This is a genomic window from Marivibrio halodurans (genome assembly GCF_017963645.1).
Lineage (GTDB): Bacteria > Pseudomonadota > Alphaproteobacteria > UBA8366 > Aestuariispiraceae > Marivibrio > Marivibrio halodurans.
The window spans coordinates 320,495-341,042 of record NZ_JAGMWN010000002.1 but is presented as its reverse complement, the minus strand read 5'-3'; the positions used below and the strand labels follow the sequence as shown (position 1 = coordinate 341,042).

Below are 20,548 nucleotides of genomic sequence, written 5' to 3'. Positions count from 1 at the left end.
GCCGTCGCCTCACAAGGAATTCAGGAAGGCGATCAGCGCCTCCCGCTCCGCCCGCGTCATCATGCGCACGCGCTCGCGTGCCGCTTCCGCCTCGCCGCCATGCCATAGGATCGCCTCCAATAGATTGCGTGCCCGCCCGTCATGCAGGAAGTTCGTATGGTCGTTGACCCGTTCGGTCATGCCGATGCCCCATAGGGGGGCCGTGCGCCATTCGCGCCCGTTGGCCCGGCCTTCCGGCCGGTTGTCCGCCAGCCCCTCGCCCATATCGTGCAGCAACATGTCGCTATAGGGCCAGATCGTCTGTCCGCCGAGCCAGGGCTGCGTCTCGGATGCGGCCGTCACATGCCGGGGCGTGTGACAGGCCGCGCAGCCCGCGTCATTGAACAGCTTCTTGCCGGCCAGAACCGTCGGATCGCGTGGATCGCGCCGCGCCGGAACCGCCAGGTTGCGCGAATAGAAGGTGACCAGATCGACCACCTCGCCATGCGCTTCGAGGTCGTTATATTGCGGGCTGGCGCCGCTGGGCGCGGCGCGGCATTCGGCCTGGCCGTCGGTGCAATCGCCGTACGCATCGGGGAAAAGCGGCGTGGAAATGCCGATATCGCCGTTGAAGGCGCTCTGCGTCTGCTCGTCGATCGAGGGCGCGCCGGCCTTCCACCCGAAACGGCCGAGCTTCACCCGCCCCTCCACATGGCTCCACACCCGGTTCGGCCGGCCGGAGATTCCATCGCCATCGGCATCGTCCGGATCGGCGGCGGCGAGGATATCCGCCTCCGGCACCAGTTCCAGCAGGCCGAGGCCGATCATCTGCGGCGCGATACGCGGGGAGATCATGGTGTCGGGGTGCATCGGGCCGTAGCCGAGGTCGGTGACGCTGTAATGCGGCACGCGCAGCGAAACCTCGGTCCCATCGGCCAGCGCGACCGTGCGCTCCGTGTACTCGATATGCATGCGCCCTTCGGCGGGCACGCCCTGGACGGAGAAATCCTGAAGCTGGCCGCCATAGGTCGGCTCCGGAATGACGTTCCGGCGTCCTTCCTCGATCAGCCGCCGTTCCGCCGCCGTCGCGGGCGGCACGGACAGACGGAGGAACATTGAAACCGCCGTGTCCTCGGGATAATTGCCGGCCGGCGGATGGCCGCGCCCGTCCTTTAAGTGACAGCGCTGACAGGCCTTGGCGTTGAACACCGGGCCGAGCCCATCCGCCGCCTGGGTCGAGGACGGCGCCGACACCCAGATGCGCTTGAAGAAGCCGTTGCCGATCTTGAAGTCCAATTCCTTCTCGAACGGCATGTTGGCGCTGGCATGGGAAAAGGCGTTGCGATCGAACGCCTTGTCGCTGGTGGCCGCGCCGCCTGGCCGGTCCTCCCCGGCCTCGAAGGCGGCGTGGGGCAGATCCACGGGCGCGGCCGCAAGAACGGCCGCGCCCATCCCACCGCAAGCGGCGAGGCACAAGCCTATCAGGGTGTGAACACGACCGGGATTGAGAATGTGTCGCATGAGCACCTGGAGTGACGCACCCGGCGAGATGCGTCAATGGAGCGTACGCGAAGCCCCCTGCGGCACCGGGTCGCGGGCCGTCCCGTCCCATCCGACCGAATCGACGGCGCGCAGGGCCTCGGCCCGCACGGGCAGGCGATAGCCCGCCTCATCCATGGCGCGCGCCGCCTGGGCGAAACGCCCCGTGCACAGACGCGCGGCGGCGGGTGGCAGCCAGGTCCGCAGCACCCGGTCGGCCCGACTCGTCTCGCCGCGCTGAAGATGGGCGAGGACCAGCAGGAAATCATGCTCATCCTCGGTAACGGTCGGGCAAGTCGGACAGTTGACGCCCAGCACCGTCGTCGTGGACGCCGCCAGCATCATCAGCGCCTCGTCGAAGGGGTCTCCGGCCTCGCCCGCGCCGATGGCGGCGAAGCCCTCGCGCATTTCCGCGCGCTTCCAAGGACGGTTGTCGAAGCCCTGAACCCAGGAGCGAAAGGCCCAGAGCGTGAACTGCTCGACCGCGCCTCTAGCACGCAAGCCGGGGATGGTGGGCGACATCATCCGCGACATGGGTTGGCTTCCTTTCCGTTCGGGCCCCGGCGGGCTAGGATCAAGGGGCGGGGTGGCTCCCGGCGGTTAGGGGGCCGGGAGACGCCCCGCACGGCAGGATGCCGGATGAAAAAGAGTGAGGCGGGCCGGGCGGCGGACGAGGGATCGCCGACCGACCCGCCTCTCGGGGGATCGGGTTAGGGGCCCAGCGGCTACTGCAGGACAGCCGAGGGGTTGTCGAGGCTATCGGAGCCTTCGATCCCGATCCCGTCGAGCTTCAGGGCGGAAGCCGCCCGTTCGATCGCCTTGGTTTGCGTCAACAACGCGGTGACGGCCGCGTCGATCTTCTCGTTCCCCTCCGTATTGCCCGGCGCGAGCAACACGTCATAGGGGCGGCCGGCCATGGCCTCGTCGACCAGGACGGTCATGCGGGCAACCGTCGAGTCAATCGCCTGAGCGAGTTCCTCGCGCTCCGCCTCCGGCAGGAGGTCGGCCAGCCCCGGCCCTTCGGTCACCGTGCCGTCCGGCCCGACATAGCGGCCCTGGAAGACGTTCCGGATACCGACCACGTCGTAATAGTGCGAATAGTGGGTGTTATCCGAGAAGCAGTCATGCTCCTCCTCCGGGTCGTGCAGCATGAGGCCGAGCTTCATCCGCTCACCCGCGAGTTCGCCGTAGCTGAGGCTGCCCATGCCGGTGACCATCGCGACGAGACCGGCGGCCGGATCGTCGGTGACGGCCGCGCGGGCCTCGCCGCCCTCGGCCCACTGGGCGGTCATCCACTCCAGATCGGAGATCAGGAGATCGGTCGCGGCCTTCAGATACGCGCCCCGGCGGTCGCAATTGCCGTGCGTGCAGTTCTCGGTATCGAAGTCCGTCGCGGGACGATTGCCGGCGCCGGGTTCGGTCCCGTTCAGGTCCTGGCCCCAGAGCAGGAATTCGACGGCGTGATAGCCGGTGGCCACGTTCGCCTCGACCCCGTCGACCTCATGCAGCTCGTTCTGGATTAGGTCGGCGTCGATGGTGGAGGCATCGATCGTCTCGCCGCTCATCTCCAGCGTTTCGTTGGCGATGACATTGGCGGTGTAGAAGCGGTTGGCATCGGACATGTCGCCGTAGGAATCGGTCGCGACATAATCGATCAGCCCTTCGTCGAGCGGCCAGGCATTCACCTTGCCCTCCCACTCGTCGACGATCACGTTGCCGAAGCGATAGACCTCGGTCTGCTGATAGGGGACGCGGGCGTTGCGCCAGGCCACGCGGGCCAGCGCGAGCGTCGCCGGATTCGGGTTCGCCAGCAACGCATCGACCCTGTCCTGCAGAACCTTGGCCGTGTCCAGCGAATCCTCGTACATGGCGTGGGCGATATCGGCATAGGTCTCCACGACCTCCGCCGGTTCGGCCGCCTGGACCGGGGCCGCCGCCGCGCCGAATGCAAGCGTCGCGGCGAAGGCGCTGGACGCCAGGATGGCTCTTTGCCTCATTTGGTTTCTCCTCTCCTCGTCAGTCCTCGTCAGAACGAATATCGGAATGGCCGCACCGTCTCCGATCAGAACCGAACTGTCAATGAGAATTATTTGCATTTGCAAATATGCCCGTGACCATACGGTGCTCCCGATTGTCTCGAAGCCGCCGAACGCTTATTCTCCGCCCGTCCCGCGCGGATATCGGGCGCCGCCGTGACCCGGCGAAAACCGCCCGCATCGGCGGTTACGGCACCGGAAAAGCCGGAGGGGTACATGACGCACGAGGATGAACGAACAGTCGTCCCACACGCCCCCCAAAGCGGCGCGAACCGGAATGCCGGGCATGGTGGATCGGTCGAGGCGGCGGCCTTCTGGGCCCTCGGCGCGCTTCTCCTGGCCGGCGCGCTCATCGCCGCCGCGCTCCAGATTTCCCAGGCCCGCCAATCGGAAGCACCGTTCGACGGGCTTGCCGGCGGGGGCTTCTGCGCGGCCGCCGGCCTCGGCGCGCGCGACTTCCTGCTGGGTGCGCCGGCACGAACGGAACAGATCGATCAGACGCCGGTTCCGCGCTGACCCTCTCGCCTTCCCGAATCGGCCCCTCTCGAATCGGCGGGCTACCGATCGCGCCCGGTGCCTTTTCGAACAACCACCTCCAGCTTCGGCCCGAGCCATAGAACCCCGGCGGCCAAGCCGTAATAGCGCAGACCGCGGGCCAGCGCGGCGGCCAGCATGAAGGCCGCGAAGGGATACCCCGTCAGACCGGCCATCAGCATCGCCGCCTGAAAGGGAACGGGCGTTACTCCGATGGCGACGACGGCCCAGAATCCATAGGATTCCATCCACCCGCGAACGGTTTCCATGTCCTCGGCCCACCCCAGGCTCTCGACCGCCCAGCGCCCGACCGATTCGAAGAAAAGCCAACCGATGCCATAGCCGACGGCGGCCCCGACGAGGCACCCCGCGAGCGCCAACGTCGCGAACCGCCAGACCCGCGTCCGGTTCGCCAGCATATGGGGGATAAGCGCGAGCTCCAGCGGGACCGGCACGGCCAGGGCCTCGGCAAGGCTGGCGATTCCGACCCCCCAATCGCCCCACCGCGACTCGGCGAGACGACGCGACCATCGGCCCGCGCGGCTCACGCGGGTCCTCCGAGCAAAGGCGCGGCCGGCTCCACGGTCTCCATCACGCTCGGGGGAGACTGATCGAAGGCAGGAAAGAGCGCGTATGTCATTTTGAACCTAAACCGTTCCTGGCTAAACCGGCCCTGGCGCTCCACGCCCGGAAAGCCCCGCCGGATGGCCGCGGATTGGTAGAGATGGCGGCCTCCCCACCGAATTCAAGGCACGCTTGGGGAAGACCGCGGGGATGGCCCCGCGCGCGTGAGCCCCCATATCGATCCATCGTGGACATGCCCGGACATGCTATGGTCCTCCGAGATTCGTGGGGACGAACGGGGGTAAGAGTCTGTCGCATGGGAATGGCCCGAAGCTTCCATATGCCCGGCCGCCATGGCGGGACACATCACGCCGCGCCGCCGCCTGGGGGGCGTGGGGGCCGCGCGTCGCGGGCGGTCCTGATCTGCCTCCTCCTTCTCCTCGCTCCACCGTCGGTGGGCGGCGCCGCGCCGGACGACCGTCCGCTCGTCGTCGGTGCCTATCGGAACGCCCCCAAGATCATCGTCGACGACGCCGACCATCCCACCGGTTTCTTTCCGGACCTGATGCGGGAACTATCGGTCCGCGCCGGTCACCCGATCCGCTTCGAGATTTGTGAATGGCGTACATGCCTGCAACGGCTGGAGGAAGGCCGGATCGACATCATGCCGGACGTCGCGTTCTCCGAGGCCAGGGCCGCGCGCTTTCAATTCGGCAAGACGCCGGCGCTCTATAGCTGGTCCTATCTCTATACCCGCCCAGGCGGCATCGTGGGCGGCCTCGCCGAACTGGACGGTCAGCGGGTCGCTATCCTCGCGGACAGCATCCAGGAAACCAAGCTACGGGAATTCTCGCAGGAAGGCGGCTGGACGATAGAGACGGTGCGCACCGCGAGCCATGCGGAGAGTTTCGCCGCCGTCGGCAGCGGACGCGCGGACGTCGCGATCGTGAACCACCTGTTCGGAGAACGCATGGAGGCCGATTCCGGCCTGATCCGCGCCCAGTTCGTCTTCAACGCCTCCGCGCTTTATCTAGCGTTCGCGCCGGATATTCCCCGAAGCCTCGTCGATGAGTTCGACTCCCTCCTGGCACGGCTTCAATCCGACCCACACTCCCCCTATTTCGACGCTTACGAAAAATGGTTCGAGGCCGCATCGGTGCGTGTCCCCGATTGGTTGCGCGCGCTCGCCGCGGTCGGGATCGTCATTCTCCTAAGCGCCCTCGTCTCAGGGGTCGTGCTGCGCCGGCGAATCGCCTCGGCCACCAAGGCCTTGCGACATAGCACGAGCAAGCTTCAGGAAGCGCAACGCCTGGCCCGGCTTGGTGACTTCAGTTGGAATGTCGATACCGGCGAGGTCGAGTGGTCGAATGGCCTACGCCGTCTTCTGGAGTATGACGAGAACGACGAAATCACCTTCGAGACCGTCGCGGAAGGAATACATCACCCCGACGATGCGGAACGCATCATGGCATGGATCCAAAGGGGTATCGCCGAAGGGGCCACGTCCATGGGCCCCGCGGTCTATCGGCTGGTGCGAAAGACGGGCGAGGCGATCTGGGTCGAAACCAATATCGAGATCGCGCGCGAGGCCGCGGGCCGGACGGTGATCTTTGGGACATGCCAGGACATCAGCTCCAGAATCGAGATGGAGCAGGCCCTGCTGGAAGCGAAGGTGGAGGCCGAACAGGCGGCCCGGGCGAAGTCGGTCTTCCTGGCCAGCATGAGCCACGAGTTCCGAACCCCGTTGAACGCGATCATCGGGTTCTCGGAGGTTCTGCAGATGTCCGCGAACGATCGGCTCACCGCCAAGCAGCACGAGCAGTTGAGCGATATCCAAACGGCGGCGCATCAGCTCTATGCCCTCGTCAACGACGTCCTGGAACTGACGCATGCCGAACAGATCGACTTCCATATCGCCCCCGTGCCTTCCTCGCTGCGACAGTGCGTCGAGGAAGCACTTGCCCAGGTGCGTTTCCTGGCGGCGAGCCGAAATGTGGCGATCGTCAACCGGCTGGACGAGGAGGGGGAGATCCTCTGCCGGATCGATCCGATTCGTGCCCGGCAGGTGTTGGTGAATATCCTTTCCAACGCCATCAAGTATAATCGCCCGGACGGGCGCGTCGTCATCGACCTCGGCGAGACGCGCCCGGACCGGGTCCGCATCCGCGTCTCGGACACCGGGCGCGGCATCCCGGAATCGATGTACGGGTCGATTTTCGACGTTTTCAGCCGGCTGGAGGGCGACCCCTTCCTGGCGGGCGAGGGAACGGGGGTCGGCCTGACGATCGCGAAGAACCTGGTCGAAAGGATGGGCGGCGATATCGGCGTCAAGAGCGTCGTGGGCGAAGGCAGCACCTTCTGGTGCGACTTTCCAAAGATATAGAGGGTCGCACCGCGCGCATCGCGAGCAAGAACGCGTTGGACTCGCATTTCGCGCTGGCCCAGCGCGCACTTCCCGACGTACAAGGGATGTCGGCAAGGAATGATCCGCGTATCCGATTCCTCGATTTCGACAAGGCGCCGCGCCATACCGATGCGGGCCGCGTTCTCGCCGGGAGGACCGCTTCGTGTCGTTTCTCAAGCAGATGGGCGTCCTGGTCCTGATCGGCGCGCTCGCCATCGCGGGATATTTCGGCTGGGAGCGCTACGGCCAGGACGATCGAACCGAGCAAGCCACCGACATACGCGCAGTCCCCCGCATCGCCGTCGTGACCGCGCTCGCCGAGACGCGGGAGATCGAAATCCTCCTGGAGGCCGTCGGATCGACCCGGGCCAGACGGTCGGTCGCGATCACGCCCGCCGCCGCCGGCCGGGTCACGGAGTTTCATCTGGTCCCGGGCGCGCCCGTCAAGTCCGGGGACATGCTGCTCAAGCTGGATGACGGCATCGAGCGGGCCGATGTCGCCGAGGCGGCCGCGCGCGTACGCGACGCGGAGGGCAAGCTGGCCCGAGCCCAGGCATTGCGCCGCTCGAATACCGTCGCCGAGGCGACGGTCGAGCAATTGACCGCCGAACTCGCCATCGCCAAGGCGCAGTTGGAGCGCGCGGAGCGCCGGCTGCGCGACCGGACAGTCTTCGCCCCGTTCGACGGCATCGTCGGTTTCACCGATATCGAGATCGGGGCGCGGGTGGAGGTCGGCGATCACGTAACCGTCCTCGACGATCTGTCGGCGATCGAGGTGGAATTCTCGTTGCCCGAGCGGTGGTTCGGCCGAATCCAGCCAGGCAAGACGGTTAGAGCCCGCGCGGCGGCCTTCACGGAGCGGGAATTCACCGGCCGGGTCGAGACACTGGACAGCCGGATCGATCCCATCTCGCGCGCCTTCAAGGTGCGCGCCGTCATCGGCAACGAGGACAGCGCCCTGCCCGTCGGCATGTTCATGCATCTTTCAGTCATGGTCGAACGGCGCGACGCGTTGACGATTCCGGAGGAAGCGGTCGTCTTCGACGGAAGCCGCGCCCATGCCTTCGTCGCGGTGGAGGCCGAGGACGGCGGCCCGCGCGCCGCGCAACGCCATCTCGACCTCGGCCAGCGCGCCTTCGGCTTCGTCGAGGTTCTGGACGGCGTCTCGAAGGGCGAGCGGGTCATCGTGCGCGGCGTGCAGAAGGCGCGGGACGGCGCGGCCCTTACGCTCGAACCGAAGGGAACCGCGAACACGCCCCCGGCGCCGTCCGACCCCTCATCGGGCGCGCTGGGATCATGAGCCTCTCGGACATCTCGGTTCGCCGGCCCGTGCTGGCGATCGTCGCCAGCCTCCTGATCGTCACGGCCGGTATCGCATCGATCCTGGGCATCCCGATCCGCGAGCTGCCCGACGTGGATTCCGCCGTGGTCACGGTGACGACGACCTATGTCGGCGCCTCGCCCCAGATCGTCGATACCGACATCACCGAATTGATCGAAAGTTCGGTCGCGGGCGTCTCAGGCGTGAAGACCATCTCCTCCGAAAGCCGTCGCGGCCGCAGCCAGACGGTGATCGAATTCGAGGTCGGCCGGAATATCGACGAGGCCGCGAACGACGTGCGCGACGCGGTCGGCCGGGTCCGGGGCGATCTGCCGGAAAGCGTCGAGGAGCCCATCATCGTCAAGAACGACAGCAATGCCGATCCGGTGATGCGGCTCGCCGTGCTGTCCGACCGGCATTCGCCACAGGAGATCACGGATTATGTCGAACGTTTCGTGATCGACCGCCTGTCCACGCTGGACGGGGTGGCCAGCGTGGACATGCGCGGGGAACGGCGCTACGCGATCCGCATATGGATCGACCGGCGCGCGCTCTCGGCGCGTGGCCTGACCGTCGCGGATATCGAGGAAGCGATTCGTCGCAACAATGTCGAACTGCCCGCGGGCGAGATCACCTCGCGCGAGCGGATGTTGGACATCCGCCTCGACGGGCGGCTCGGCACGGTGGAAGGGTTCCGCGAAATCGTCCTGACCACGGTCGACGGGTATCCGATCCGTCTGCGGGACGTCGCGCGGGTCGAACAGGGCGTCGAGAACGACGAGATCATCGTCCGATCGAACGGCACGCCCGCCGTCGGCCTGCAGGTGATCCGCCAGAGCCAGGCCAACACGATGGAAATCGCGGAGGCGGTACGCGACGAGATCGACGCCTTGCAGCCCACCCTGCCGCCGGGCATGCGGGTAATCGTCGGCTCCGACGATGCGCTGTTCATCTCCGCCTCGATCCGGGAGGTGATGACGGCGCTCCTGATCTCGCTCGGGCTCGTGATCGCCGTTATCCTCCTCTTCCTCCGCTCGCTTCGCACGACGCTCGTGCCCGCGGTCACGATCCCGGTCGCCCTGATCGGCTGCATGGCATTGATCGCGCTCTTCGGCTTCTCCATCAATGTATTGACACTGCTCGCCCTACTCCTCGCCATCGGGCTGGTCGTCGATGACGCGATCGTCGTGCTGGAGAACATCAAGCGCCGTATCGACGAGGGGGAGACGCCGCTGGTCGCCGCCGTTCGAGGCACTCGTCAGGTCACCTTCGCGGTACTGGCCACCTCCGCGACACTGATCGCTGTCTTCATTCCGATCTCCTTCCTCGGCGGGCAGGTCGGACGTCTGTTCAGCGAGTTCGGGCTGGTCATGGCCGCCTCCGTCGTCATTTCCACCTTCGTGGCCTTGAGCCTGTGCCCGATGATCGCCTCGCGCATCCTCTCCGGCCGCGCGCCCGGCAGCGGCGATCCCGGCGCGGCGGCGGATGGCGACAGCGCCATGGCCCGGTCCTGGATCGGGCGGCTCTATCGCGCGTGCCTCGTGCGGGCGATATCGGCGCCGCTCGTCGTGCTCACCTTGTCCGGCCTGTTCGTCGCGGGGTCCGTCGGCATCTTCAACGAGTTGCCGCGCGAGTTGGCGCCGCTGGAGGATCGTGGCGTCGCCTTCGTGCCGATCACCGCCCCGCAGGGCGCGACCGTCGACTACACCGACGAGCAGGCCCGCATCATCGAGTCGGCCCTGGACCCCTATGTCGCGAACGGCGATATCGCCACGCTCTATTCCCTGGTCGGCTGGGGGTCCCGCCCTTATCGCGCCTTCGTGGTGATGCGCCTCGCGCCGTGGGAGGACCGGACGGATTCCCAAGCCGACATCGTGCGCGCCGTGCAGCCCGCGGCACTTGGCCTGCCGGGCGCGCGCGCCGCGGTGGCGAGCCCGGCGGGCCTCGGACTGCGCGGCAACTCGACCCCCTTGCGGATCGTCGTCGGCGGCGCGGACTTCGACCAGGTCAAGGGCTGGGCCACGGACCTGCTGGAACATGCCCGGCTCAACGAAGGGCTGCTGAACCCGGAAATCGACTATGAGGAGAATCAACCGCAACTCGACCTGGCGCTCGACCGCGCACGCGCCGACGATCTGGATGTGAGCGCCAACACGGTCGCCACCACGCTTCAGACCATGTTCGCCTCTCGCGAGATCACGACCTATGTCGACCGGGGGCGGGAATATCCGGTGATCGCCCAGGCACAGGAAAGCGATCGCCGCACGCCCTCGGATCTTGATTTCGTGTTCGTGCGTTCCGGAGGCGCGGACGGGACGCTCGTTCCGTTGAGCGCGATGGTCTCGGCCGAGGAGACGGCCGCCGCCGCCGAATTGCGGCGCTATAACCGCCTTCCCTCCGTCACCATCCAGGCGGCGCTCTCGCCCGACTACACGCTCGGCCAGGCGATCACCTATATGGAGGAAGGCGCCGCGCGCATCCTGCCCGCCACCGCCAAGCTCGGCTATGCCGGCCAGTCCGCGACCTACAAGGAGACCTCCGGCGGGCTCGGCGTGACCTTCGCGATCGCGTTGCTGATCGTCTTCCTCGTGCTCGCGGCTCAGTTCGAGAGCTTCGTCCACCCTCTCGTCATCATGCTGTCCGTGCCGCTCGCCATCGCGGGCGCGCTCTATTCGCTGTATCTGGCCGATGTCTCGCTCAATGTCTACAGCCAGATCGGCATCATCCTGCTGGTCGGCTTGATGGCCAAGAACGGCATCCTGATCGTGGAATTCGCGAACCAGCTCCGGGACGAGGGGGCGAGTGTCCGGGATGCCGTGATCGAGGCCTCCGTCCTGCGCTTCCGGCCGATCGTGATGACGGTGATATCGACCATCCTGGGCGCCATCCCGCTGATCGTCGCCGAAGGAGCCGGCGCCGAGAGCCGCATCGCCATCGGCTGGGTGGTCGTCGGCGGCCTCGGATCGGCGCTGGTGCTGACGCTGTTCCTGACGCCGGTGCTCTACGACCTGCTGGCGGGCCTGACCAAGCCGCGCTCCCATGCCGAAAAACTGCTGGAGGAGGAACTCTCCGCCCCGCGCCCCCGGCCTGCGGAATAACGAAACCGGCGGCGTTAACGCCGCGCCGCCCAGGCGAGCGTCAAGACGACGAGCAACGCCGCGACGGTCAGGAAACCGAGCCAGGAGACCACCCCCACGGCCCAGCCCGCCACCGCCACCCGCATGGCCAGGGACAGGGCGAGCAATCCCCCGCCGACGCATCGCAATCTGAGCATCCGCCGCCGGGACGGCGCGTGTCCGACCAGGTCGCGATGATGCCGGTGCATCGACAGCGCCAGAACGCCGAACCCAGCCAGCGCGGGAAGCAGGGCCGCCCCGCCGGTCATTCCGCCGCCTCCGAGCCGCGTGCCCGCAAGCCGGATTCAGCCCGCCGTCCCCCGGCACGAACCTCATGTCGCGCGCGGCGCCCAAGCCGCCAGGCGACACCCGCGAAGGCAAGCCCGAGGACCAGCGTCACGAGATCGACGCCCGCCAGATCCCACGCGCCGGCCGGCAAGGTGACACCGAGATGCCGGTCGGTGGTGACGGCATTGAGCGCCGGCAACAGACCGAACGCGGCCGCGGCGAGCCAGAGCTGCTCCCGCCACCCCCGCCGCGCGGGCCGAAGGAAGGCATGCAGCAGCATCGCCGCCCAGACGATGAAGAGCACATGGGCCTCCCAGGCCGCGCGTGCCCCGATCCCCACCGGGATCAGCCGGTTGGCCCAGAAATAGGCGGCAATGGCGACCGGCAGGCCGGCGATCGTTCCGATATTCAACCGCTCCACCAGTCGGAATCCCGGCGTCCCGCCAATCCGCGCGCGGCGTTTCACCGTCCACAGGATCAGCCCCGCCCCGACCATCGCGGTTCCCAGCGCGCCGGAAAGGAAATAGAACCATCGCAGGATCGGGCCCGCGAACAGCCCCTCATGCAGGCCGAGCAATGTCTGATAGGTCGTCATCGGCGCGGAATCGGGCGCGGAAACCGTGAGGAGCGTGCCGTCGACCCCGTCGAAGGTCAGCCCGGTTCTTTGCCGGGACGGCGTGGCCGGCCCGCCCACGATGACGACCCGGGCATTGGCGTCGCCCGGATTGTGGATATTGAGATAGCCGAGCATCCCGTCCCCCAACCGCCGCTCCGCCTCCCGGACGAGGGGGGCTAGGGGGGTCAGATCGGCCGGGATACCGGTGCGCGCCGGGATCGAATCGCGCTCGAAGCGCTCGTCGAAATAGACGTCCCGCGCCTCCTCCCCCATGCCGTAGGTCGCGGCGATCACCGGGGCCATGTAGAGATAGGCGAAGAAGATCAATCCCGAATAGGTGATCATGAGGTGGAAGGGCAGTGCCAGAACGCTCAGGACATTATGCGCGTCGAGCCAGGAGCGCTGTCCCTTCCCCGGACGAAAGGTGAAGAAGTCCTTGAATATCCGCTTGTGGATGATGATGCCGGTGATAATGGCGATCAGCATCAGCATGCTGCACAGGCCGACGATCCAATAGGCCGGCACCGCCGGCATGTAGTGCAGGCGGTAATGCAGCTTGTAGAGGAACTGCCCACCCCCGGTTTCGCGGGCCGCGACCGGCGCGCCCGTCGTGGGGTCGATCTCCACGCGCCCGGTGCCGCCACCCGCGGACGGATCGGCACGCCAGAACAGCGTCATGTCCGGATCGCGCGGCCCGGGCAATCCGATGAACCAACGCTCCGCGCCGGGCGCGGCGCGGCTCAGACGCGCGGAGGCCTCCTCGACCGCCCGCTCCGCCGAGACCGTCTCGCGTTGGAGCGGCCGCTCGGGCTGCATCCAACGGTCGATTTCCGCATCGAAATAGCCGGCGGTCCCGGTCAGGAAGACGAGGAACAACACCCAGCCGACAACCAACCCGGCCCATGTGTGGACCCCGACCATGGACTGACGGAATCCGGTCTTCATGGCGCGGGCACCGGTCCGGCGACCCACGCCATCACGGCGAAAAGCACGGTGACGGAGAGCACCCCCGCCCAGGCGCGGCGCGCGGTGGTGGCGGCGAAGACCCACACCACCGCGCCCACGAACACCGCGAAGCCGATCAGGAGGCCGGTCGTCACCCCCTCCACGCGCGGCGCGGGCACGATATGGGAGACCCATACCGAGACCGCCGCGGCGCAGGCATAGCCGCCGAGCGCCGCGGCCGCCACCCGTGAGAGGACCGAAAGCCCCCTGGTTCTATCCGGCATCCGGCGTTCCTTACCATTCCCCGCGAAGGGTCAGCATGTAGCTGCGCGGCGTGCCCCAGTAATTGTTCCGGCTCACCCCGCCCAGACGTTCGAAATATTCCTCGTCCAGGAGGTTCTTGACCGCGAACTGGGCTGAAACTTCCTTGGTCAGGTCATAGCCGACGCGGGCATCGAACAACGCATAGGCATCCTGGGTATAGCGATTGCCGCCCGAGACATCGAAATAGGAACTCATGAACCGGCCGCCGCCGCCGAGGCTGAGTCCGTCCAGGGCGCCGCCCTCGAAGCTGTAGGTCGCGGAAAGGTTGACCATATGCTTCGGGATATAGGAGGCGAAGACCTCCCCCTGGTTGGTCGGATCATCGACATAGGTGGCGTAGGTGTAGGCATAGCCCGCCATGGCCTGCCATCCGGGGGCCGGAGATCCGCTAACCTCCATCTCGACACCCCGGCTGCGGACCAGCCCGGCCGCCTCGGCGCAGAGCGGGCCGACGCAACCGTCGATCTGGGTCGCGCGGTTCTTGTCCTCGATCTGATAGGCGGCCAGATGGGCAAGCAACCGGCCGTCCATGAACTCGCCCTTGACGCCGACCTCGAACTGCTCGCCCTCGCGCGGGTCGATCACCTCGCCGGAAGGGTCGAGGTTCGTCTGCGGCTCGAAGATCGCCGCATAGGAGGCATAGGTCGAAAGCTCCTCCGTCACATCCGCGACCACCCCCAGCTTCGGCGTGAATTCGCCGCTGACCGTCACGTCGGACGTCGTCGTGCCGGCGGCATTGTTCGTGTTGACATAGTCCCACCAGGTGAAGCGCCCGCCCGCGACCAACGTCAACCAGTCCAGGCCGGGCTTGATGTTCGCTTGACCATAGGCACCGATCTGCTCCGTATCCTCCTCCCAATCGGAGCTGAAGCCCCGGATGGTGGAAAGCGGGAAATGATGATCCGGTGCGAAGGCGTCGGTCCTGAAGGCCGCGCTGCTGCCCCATTGCGAACGGTGATCGGCGAGCGTGTAGTCCGCGCCGACCAGGAATTCCTGCTGCTGGCCGAAGAAACGCGTCGGCGCCGCGATATTCGCGTCGAACGAGGTATCCTCGCTTCCGGCGATGAATTCCCAGGCCTGGGAACTGACGGTTCCCGTCGCGCGATCGATACCCGAGGTGACGTAGCTCACGAAGCCGTCGCGATCGCGTTCGACATGGCGCCCGGAAAGCGTCAGGTCCACCCCGTTGTCGAAACCGTGCTCCACCTCCACGAAAAGATCGCTCGCCGACTCGTTGCCGCGGCTCCAGTCATGGCCGAGGTTCGAATGCCGGGGCAACTCGACCATTTCGCCCGTCGTATAGGCGATCGGAATGCCCTGGAACTGGTGCTTGTCCTGCTCGAAATAGATCCCGCCGACGGAAAGCGTGGTGGCGGGGGTCAGGTCACCTTCCACCGTGCCGTAGATCACCGATTCCTGTTGGTCGTAGATGTCGATGAAGGATTCCTTGTCCTGATAGGAACCGGCGAGACGCCCGCGCAGACGGCCGGACTCCACCAAGGCGCCGGTCACATCGACCTCGCCGCGATAGTTGTTCCAGGACCCGGCCTGGGCCGACCCCTTGATGCGGGCATCCTCCAGCGCGCGCTTGCGCACCAGATTGATCGATCCCCCGGCCTCGCCCGCGCCGTGGAACAGACCCGCCGGGCCGCGCAGAACCTCGATGCGGTCATAGGCGACGAGATCGGGCGCCGCCGTGAAGTTCGTCATATGCGTTACCGGAACGCCGTCACGCAGAAGCGACGCGTCATGACCGCGCGCGCTGAAACTCGCCCGATCGTCATCCCAATATTGCACGCGAACGCCGGTCGTGCGCTCCATCGCGTCCTGCAGCGAAACGAGGTCCTCGTCCTCCATGCGCTGACGGGTGACCACGCTGACCGATTGCGGGATTTCCCGGATCGACATCGGCATCTTGGAGCCGACGGAAACCTGGGACCCGGCATAGGAGCCCGTATCCTCCGTGCGCCCGGGGTCGAGCGCATGTCCCTGCCCCTCAACCGTGATGGGGTCGAGCTGCATGGTACCATTCTCGCCCACGCGCCGGCGCAGGGCGATCGTCCCGCCGTCGCGCTGGTAGGTAAGACCGCTGCCGGCGATCAGGCGACGCAACGCCTCTTCCGCCGTCATGCTGCCATGGACGTCCGGCGCGTCGTGACCGCGCGCGATCGCGCCATCTACCGTCACCTGCAGACCGGACTGCCGACCGAACGCGGCCAGCGCGCTGGTCAGCGGCTGGGCGGGGATATCGAAAGTCACGTTTTCGCCCTCGGCCTGGGCGAGTTGCGCCCCCGGCTCGAAGGAGATCGGGGCGGGGACGCCGACGCCCTGGACAAACGTCCCGGACCGGGAGCCCGGTGTTTCCGCCCATGTGGTGCTTGCCAATCCGGTCGCCACAGTTCCCGCCAGAGCCGCCGCGAGCGCGAGCGCCCCCCTTGCCCGGCCGGCTTCCATGCGCCGATCCACCTTATCCGCCATCGTTCCCCTCCGTTTCATGCATCCCAAAGCCGGGCGAGGGATCGCATCCGCGAATATTGCGAATGCGTCTCATTTCCGCCCCCTCACAAGGACCGACGACGGGTGGAACAGCTTTTCTAATAAAAAATAGGTCCGTCCGTGCCATATGCCTCCGCCCATGACCGGAACATGGAGGGAAACGTGCATGGGTGGCGGATAGAACGGTCCTCAGAACCCCGAAACCAGCACGATCCAGGGCGTGATCCGCCGGACGGCCGCCCCGTGCGCCCGGGCAATGCCGGAGAGCGCCGACATCGGGTCGTCCAGATTGTAGACGCCGGTGACGGTCCGATCCGCCAAGGCCGATCCCGCGACGAGGATGACGCCGTCGTGATAGGGGCGCAGCCGGTCGATCACATCCTCCACCGGCTCGTCCTGCGCGATCAGGCGTCCGTCCCGCCAGGACGCGACCTGATCCGGTGCGACCGCGAACCGCCGCACCGCCCCCCGGCCATCCAACCGCGCGGCCCGCCCCTTCGTCAGGATGACGGAGACGGGCGGCGCGGCGGCCGGATTCTCGACCCGGACCCTCCCCTCCGCGACCGAGACGGCGGTCCCCTCTTCGCCCCGCCAGACATCGAACCGCGTGCCGAGAACACGCGCGCGGACCGTTCCAGCCGCCACGCGGAAGGGCCGGCCGGGATCGGAAACGACATCGAAATAGGCCTCCCCCGCCAGCAGGTCGACCTGCCGGCCGTCCGGGTCATAGCGTACGGAAATCGCGCTTTCGGGACCGAGGGTGACGGTGGTGCCGTCCTCCAGCGCGACCGACCGCACCTCCGCCGTCGCGGTAACGATGTCGGCGCGCATCCGCATGGGGATATCGGGCGCGGCCAGCAGCACGAGGCAAACCGCGACGGCCACCGCACCCGTCGCGGCCGCGATCCGACGATGCAAACGCGAGCGCGCCCCGGAACGGAAGCGGCTTGCCGCGCGCACCGTTCGCGCATAGCGGGGCCGGGACGGCGTCACCACGGCCGGCCGCCATCGGGCTGCATGGACGGCGGGCGCGACCGCCATCATTTGTGCGGCGCGCGCGGTCGCGTCCCAGGCCGCGCGATTCAAGGAATCGGCGTTCAACCATTGTTCGAACCGATCACGAAGCGCGCGATCCTCGGGATCGTCCTGCAACAGGATCAACCAGTCCGTGGCCTCCCTCGATGCCTTGTCCCGGGTTTGACCGGCGCTATCCGACATGCCCTTCCCTCGTCATTCCCGCGTTCGGACGAACCGACGGGCACCGCGCGCCCCGCGATTGCCGTCACCCTACCCATCAGACGTTGCGGCGCGCGATTTTTCTAGTCCGCCCCGCCCCGTTGAGGAACCGGCGGGGTGCCGGGCAGCATGCGGAACGTGCCCCGCTTTATCGCCTACGACCAGCCGAGCCGGCGCTTGCAATGCTCAACCCCTTGCGCGACAAGCACATGCGCCATCGGCAGGGAGATGTCCAGGAAGGCCGCGATCTCCCGCAACTTGCACCCGCCGATCCGGTGCATTTCGAGCGCGATCCGCGTTCTCTCCGGCAATTCGTCCATGGCCGCGACCAGACGCTCGAATTCCGCCTTGTAAAGTGCCACCGCCTCCGGCGATGGGTCCGGCGACGCCCCCCGCGCGGCCGCGCCCGCGACATCCTCGCCGCTGATCACCTGACGTTCGCGCGCCAGGCTCCGCCGACCGTCGAAGGCAAGGTTGCGCACGATCCGATAAAGATAGCGAAGCGGTTCCTTCGGCGGCTCCTTGCGCGCCGCCCGGTCCATGCGCACCCATGCCTCCTGCACCAGATCTTCCGCATGGGCGCGGTTGCCCGTGATCCCGCTCGCATACTCCACGAGTGCGCTGCGATGGGCGGTATAGAGAGCGAGAATTTCCGTATCCTGGGACAAAGCCGGGCGCTCGTCGTCGTTCCGGGCGGCACGCGCATCGCGTCCGGCCTCCCGAGCCGAGGGACCGCCGCCTCAGTTGATAATGATTCTCATCCGCGTTCTAACCTTCCTCCGATGAAACTGCAATCGCGCGCATGGCGCGGACCGCAACCTATCGATATCGCAGAACACCGGGGCGAAGACCGTTCGCCACGAAATCGCCGAAGGCCCGGACGATCGCCGGCGGCCGGTCCGAGGCATAGGCGAGGCTGATGGCGATATCGGGCAATGCCGGCATCGGTGCGCCCAGTACATGCAGATCGTCCGGCACGGCCGACCGGGTGACGACGCTAACTGCCTGGCCGGAGCGCGCGATGGCCAGCAACCCGGCCAGGCTGTTGCTGGCGAAGGCGATGCGATAGGCCCTCCCCGCCCGCATCATCGCATCCCGCGCCGCCCTGTGGTCCAGCGTCTCCGGCGCCGACAGGGCGAGCGGCAGCACCGGGTTGTCGAGCAATGCCGGCGCAGGACGATCGGCCACCCAAACGAAGGAAGCCGGGCGAATGACGCGACACCCGTCCTCCCCTCCGCCCTCCCCCGCGGGCAAGGAGATCAAGGCCGCGTCGATCCGCCGGCGATGGAGCAGCGCATGCAAATCCACCGTCGGGGCGCAGACGACCTCAATCTCCACGCCGCCATGCCGTTCGCTGAATCCCCTGAGAATATCCGGCAGGAAGGCGGTCAGGTAATCCTCCGGACAGCCGAAGCTGATCGCCCCTCGCAGCCCCTCGCCCGAGAGGTCCGACATCGCCTCGTCATGGGCGCTCAGAATCCGTTCGGCATGCGACAACAGCCGCTCCCCCGCCGCCGTCAAGCGCACGCCGGTGCCGGCGCGATGCAGCACGGGCCGGCCGACGGCCTCCTCGAGCCGCTGCATCTGCATGCTGACGGCCGATTGGGTGCGGCCGATCCGAAGCGCGGCCGCGCTGATCGACCCGGTTCGCGACACGGCGACGAAACTACGCAGAAGAAGGATGTCGAGCGACATACCCCATCATATCGGTTGATATCGGGTTTCCATATTATGAATTTGGCTGAAGAGGCGGCCGGCCATAGAATCACCGGTAACCGTCTTCCCGGCGCGCAGCCGCCACCCTCGACACGAAGGATCGACCATGCCCGACACGACCCCGGCAGACGCCAACGCGGACCCGGCATTCTGGGCCGACGTCTCCAGCCATGTCCTGCGTTACGGCGTGCCGTTCGAACCGCGCATCATCGAACGCGCCGAGGGCAGCTACGTTCATGACGCGGCCGGCCGGGCGATCCTGGACTTCACCTCCGGGCAGATGAGCTCCGTCCTGGGCCATTCCCATCCCGCCATCGTGCGCACATTGCGCGACCAGTCGGGACGGCTTGATCATCTGTTGAGCGCCATGCTCTCGCGCCCCGTCGTCGACCTTTCGAAGCGGCTGGGTACCCTGGCCCCGGGGTTGGAGAAGGTGCTGCTGCTCTCCACCGGGGCGGAGTCGAACGAGGCCGCGATCCGGCTGGCCAAGATCGTGACCGGCAAGCATGAGATCGTCGCCTTCTCGAAGAGCTGGCACGGCATGACCGGCGCGGCGGCGGCGGCGACCTATGCCGCCGGGCGGCGCGGCTACGGCCCGGCCCAGCCGGGGACCTACGCGATCCCCGCGCCGAATGCCTATCGTCCGCGCTTCACCCATGCCGACGGCAGCCTCGATTGGCGGACGGAACTGGACGACGCCTTCGCCCTGATCGACAGCCAGTCGACCGGCAACCTCGCCGCCTTCATCGCCGAGCCGATCCTGTCCTCCGGGGGGATCATCCCATTGCCGGAGGGGTATCTGGCGGCGCTCAAGCAAAAGTGCGAGGAGCGCGGGATGCTGCTGATCCTCGACGAGGCGCAGACCGGCATCGGCCGCACCGGCTATATGTTCGCCTTCCAACGCGACGGCGTGACGCCGGATATCCTGACGCTGTCCAAGACGCTGGGCGCGGGCCTGCCGCTGGCCGCCGTCCTGACCCGTGCCGACATCGAGGAAACGGCGCATGAGCGCGGGTTCCTCTTCTATACCACCCATGTCTCGGACCCGCTGACGGCGGCGGTCGGGCTGAGCGTGCTGGACGTGGTGGAGAAGGAAGGTCTGATCACCCGCGCCCGCGTCGCCGGCGACCGGCTGCGCGCGGGGCTGGAGGATCTACAGCAGCGCTTCGACTGCATCGGCGATGTGCGCGGCCGGGGCCTGATGCTGGGGCTGGAGATCGTCACCGACCGCGCCGGCAAGGCACCCGACCTGGCGATGGGTGAGCGGCTGGGCGCGGAGGCCATGGCGCGCGGGCTCAGCATGAATATCGTCAAGCTGCCCGCGATGGGCGCCGTCTTCCGGATCGCCCCGCCGCTGACGGTCTCCGACGCGGAGATCGACCGGGGCTTGGAGATCATGGCCGACGCGATCGCGGCCGCGCGGAGCTAACTCGG

The 20,548-nt window shown here is 67.2% G+C and carries 16 protein-coding genes; 5 read left to right on the top strand and 11 right to left on the bottom strand.

What is annotated here, in order from left to right; all coding sequences use genetic code 11:
* Positions 1-9 precede the first annotated feature (9 nt).
* The 3 genes from KAJ83_RS06030 to KAJ83_RS06020 all read right to left on the bottom strand — a co-directional run bounded on the left by KAJ83_RS06030 (position 10) and on the right by KAJ83_RS06020 (position 3,515).
* Positions 10-1,401: a di-heme oxidoreductase family protein gene (locus KAJ83_RS06030; RefSeq protein WP_343221959.1), complete on the bottom strand. Its 1,392-nt coding sequence runs from the start codon at positions 1,399-1,401 to the stop codon at positions 10-12.
* 132 nt (positions 1,402-1,533) lie between these two features.
* The gene (locus KAJ83_RS06025) at positions 1,534-2,052 is read right to left on the bottom strand and encodes a hypothetical protein (protein ID WP_210681122.1); all 519 of its coding nucleotides are present in this window, start codon (positions 2,050-2,052) and stop codon (positions 1,534-1,536) included.
* Positions 2,053-2,243: 191 nt separating this feature from the next.
* Positions 2,244-3,515 carry an imelysin family protein gene (locus KAJ83_RS06020; protein WP_210681121.1) on the bottom strand — a complete coding sequence of 424 codons (1,272 nt, stop codon included), beginning with the start codon at positions 3,513-3,515 and terminating at the stop codon, positions 2,244-2,246.
* Between the two features lie 255 nt (positions 3,516-3,770).
* Between KAJ83_RS06020 and KAJ83_RS06015 the strand changes: the two genes are divergently transcribed.
* Positions 3,771-4,070, top strand: a complete 300-nt coding sequence (locus KAJ83_RS06015) for a hypothetical protein (RefSeq protein WP_210681120.1) — start codon at positions 3,771-3,773, stop codon at positions 4,068-4,070.
* A gap of 41 nt (positions 4,071-4,111) precedes the next feature.
* Here KAJ83_RS06015 and KAJ83_RS06010 read toward each other — a convergent pair whose 3' ends face one another.
* Positions 4,112-4,636 carry a YqaA family protein gene (locus KAJ83_RS06010; protein ID WP_210681119.1) on the bottom strand — a complete coding sequence of 175 codons (525 nt, stop codon included), beginning with the start codon at positions 4,634-4,636 and terminating at the stop codon, positions 4,112-4,114.
* A gap of 332 nt (positions 4,637-4,968) precedes the next feature.
* Here KAJ83_RS06010 and KAJ83_RS06005 point away from each other — a divergent pair, with 332 nt between their 5' ends.
* The 3 genes from KAJ83_RS06005 (at position 4,969) to KAJ83_RS05995 (ending at position 11,475) form a co-directional block, all read left to right on the top strand.
* Positions 4,969-7,035, top strand: a complete 2,067-nt coding sequence (locus KAJ83_RS06005) for an ATP-binding protein (RefSeq protein WP_210681118.1) — start codon at positions 4,969-4,971, stop codon at positions 7,033-7,035.
* A 184-nt stretch (positions 7,036-7,219) separates the two neighbouring features.
* Positions 7,220-8,356 (top strand): efflux RND transporter periplasmic adaptor subunit, encoded by a 1,137-nt coding sequence (locus tag KAJ83_RS06000; RefSeq protein WP_210681117.1) that lies wholly within the window; start codon positions 7,220-7,222, stop codon positions 8,354-8,356.
* Positions 8,353-11,475, top strand: a complete 3,123-nt coding sequence (locus KAJ83_RS05995) for an efflux RND transporter permease subunit (protein WP_210681116.1) — start codon at positions 8,353-8,355, stop codon at positions 11,473-11,475. The genes KAJ83_RS06000 and KAJ83_RS05995 overlap by 4 nt, the downstream gene beginning before the upstream one ends.
* A 14-nt stretch (positions 11,476-11,489) precedes the next feature.
* On the opposite strand, the gene KAJ83_RS05990 is transcribed toward KAJ83_RS05995, so the two are convergent.
* The 7 genes from KAJ83_RS05990 to KAJ83_RS05960 form a co-directional block, all read right to left on the bottom strand.
* Positions 11,490-11,762, bottom strand: a complete 273-nt coding sequence (locus tag KAJ83_RS05990; protein ID WP_210681115.1) for a DUF3325 domain-containing protein — start codon at positions 11,760-11,762, stop codon at positions 11,490-11,492.
* Positions 11,759-13,342 (bottom strand): PepSY-associated TM helix domain-containing protein, encoded by a 1,584-nt coding sequence (locus KAJ83_RS05985; RefSeq protein WP_210681114.1) that lies wholly within the window; start codon positions 13,340-13,342, stop codon positions 11,759-11,761. The genes KAJ83_RS05990 and KAJ83_RS05985 overlap by 4 nt, the downstream gene beginning before the upstream one ends.
* Positions 13,339-13,626, bottom strand: coding sequence for a DUF3649 domain-containing protein (locus tag KAJ83_RS05980; RefSeq protein ID WP_210681113.1), 288 nt, complete (start codon positions 13,624-13,626; stop codon positions 13,339-13,341). The genes KAJ83_RS05985 and KAJ83_RS05980 overlap by 4 nt, the downstream gene beginning before the upstream one ends.
* A gap of 10 nt (positions 13,627-13,636) precedes the next feature.
* Positions 13,637-16,144, bottom strand: coding sequence for a TonB-dependent siderophore receptor (locus KAJ83_RS05975; protein WP_210681112.1), 2,508 nt, complete (start codon positions 16,142-16,144; stop codon positions 13,637-13,639).
* A 207-nt stretch (positions 16,145-16,351) separates the two neighbouring features.
* Positions 16,352-17,380, bottom strand: a complete 1,029-nt coding sequence (locus KAJ83_RS05970; protein WP_210681111.1) for a FecR family protein — start codon at positions 17,378-17,380, stop codon at positions 16,352-16,354.
* A 173-nt stretch (positions 17,381-17,553) separates the two neighbouring features.
* Positions 17,554-18,066, bottom strand: coding sequence for a sigma-70 family RNA polymerase sigma factor (locus KAJ83_RS05965; protein WP_210681110.1), 513 nt, complete (start codon positions 18,064-18,066; stop codon positions 17,554-17,556).
* A gap of 151 nt (positions 18,067-18,217) precedes the next feature.
* Positions 18,218-19,093, bottom strand: coding sequence for a LysR family transcriptional regulator (locus KAJ83_RS05960; RefSeq protein WP_210681109.1), 876 nt, complete (start codon positions 19,091-19,093; stop codon positions 18,218-18,220).
* A 127-nt stretch (positions 19,094-19,220) separates the two neighbouring features.
* On the opposite strand from KAJ83_RS05960, the gene KAJ83_RS05955 reads away from it, so the two are divergent.
* The gene (locus KAJ83_RS05955) at positions 19,221-20,543 is read left to right on the top strand and encodes an aspartate aminotransferase family protein (protein ID WP_210681108.1); all 1,323 of its coding nucleotides are present in this window, start codon (positions 19,221-19,223) and stop codon (positions 20,541-20,543) included.
* Positions 20,544-20,548 lie beyond the last annotated feature (5 nt).

Excerpts from the sequence above, each read along its gene's own strand:
- KAJ83_RS06025 (WP_210681122.1), bottom strand. The coding sequence starts at position 2,052 with ATGTCGCGGATGATGTCGCCCACCATCCCCGGCTTGCGTGCTAGAGGC.
- KAJ83_RS06020 (WP_210681121.1), bottom strand. The coding sequence starts at position 3,515 with ATGAGGCAAAGAGCCATCCTGGCGTCCAGCGCCTTCGCCGCGACGCTT.
- KAJ83_RS06015 (WP_210681120.1), top strand. The coding sequence starts at position 3,771 with ATGACGCACGAGGATGAACGAACAGTCGTCCCACACGCCCCCCAAAGC.
- KAJ83_RS06005 (WP_210681118.1), top strand. The coding sequence starts at position 4,969 with ATGGGAATGGCCCGAAGCTTCCATATGCCCGGCCGCCATGGCGGGACA.
- KAJ83_RS05995 (WP_210681116.1), top strand. The coding sequence starts at position 8,353 with ATGAGCCTCTCGGACATCTCGGTTCGCCGGCCCGTGCTGGCGATCGTC.
- KAJ83_RS05990 (WP_210681115.1), bottom strand. The coding sequence starts at position 11,762 with ATGACCGGCGGGGCGGCCCTGCTTCCCGCGCTGGCTGGGTTCGGCGTT.
- KAJ83_RS05985 (WP_210681114.1), bottom strand. The coding sequence starts at position 13,342 with ATGAAGACCGGATTCCGTCAGTCCATGGTCGGGGTCCACACATGGGCC.
- KAJ83_RS05980 (WP_210681113.1), bottom strand. The coding sequence starts at position 13,626 with ATGCCGGATAGAACCAGGGGGCTTTCGGTCCTCTCACGGGTGGCGGCC.
- KAJ83_RS05975 (WP_210681112.1), bottom strand. The coding sequence starts at position 16,144 with ATGGCGGATAAGGTGGATCGGCGCATGGAAGCCGGCCGGGCAAGGGGG.
- KAJ83_RS05970 (WP_210681111.1), bottom strand. The coding sequence starts at position 17,380 with ATGTCGGATAGCGCCGGTCAAACCCGGGACAAGGCATCGAGGGAGGCC.
- KAJ83_RS05960 (WP_210681109.1), bottom strand. The coding sequence starts at position 19,093 with ATGTCGCTCGACATCCTTCTTCTGCGTAGTTTCGTCGCCGTGTCGCGA.
- KAJ83_RS05955 (WP_210681108.1), top strand. The coding sequence starts at position 19,221 with ATGCCCGACACGACCCCGGCAGACGCCAACGCGGACCCGGCATTCTGG.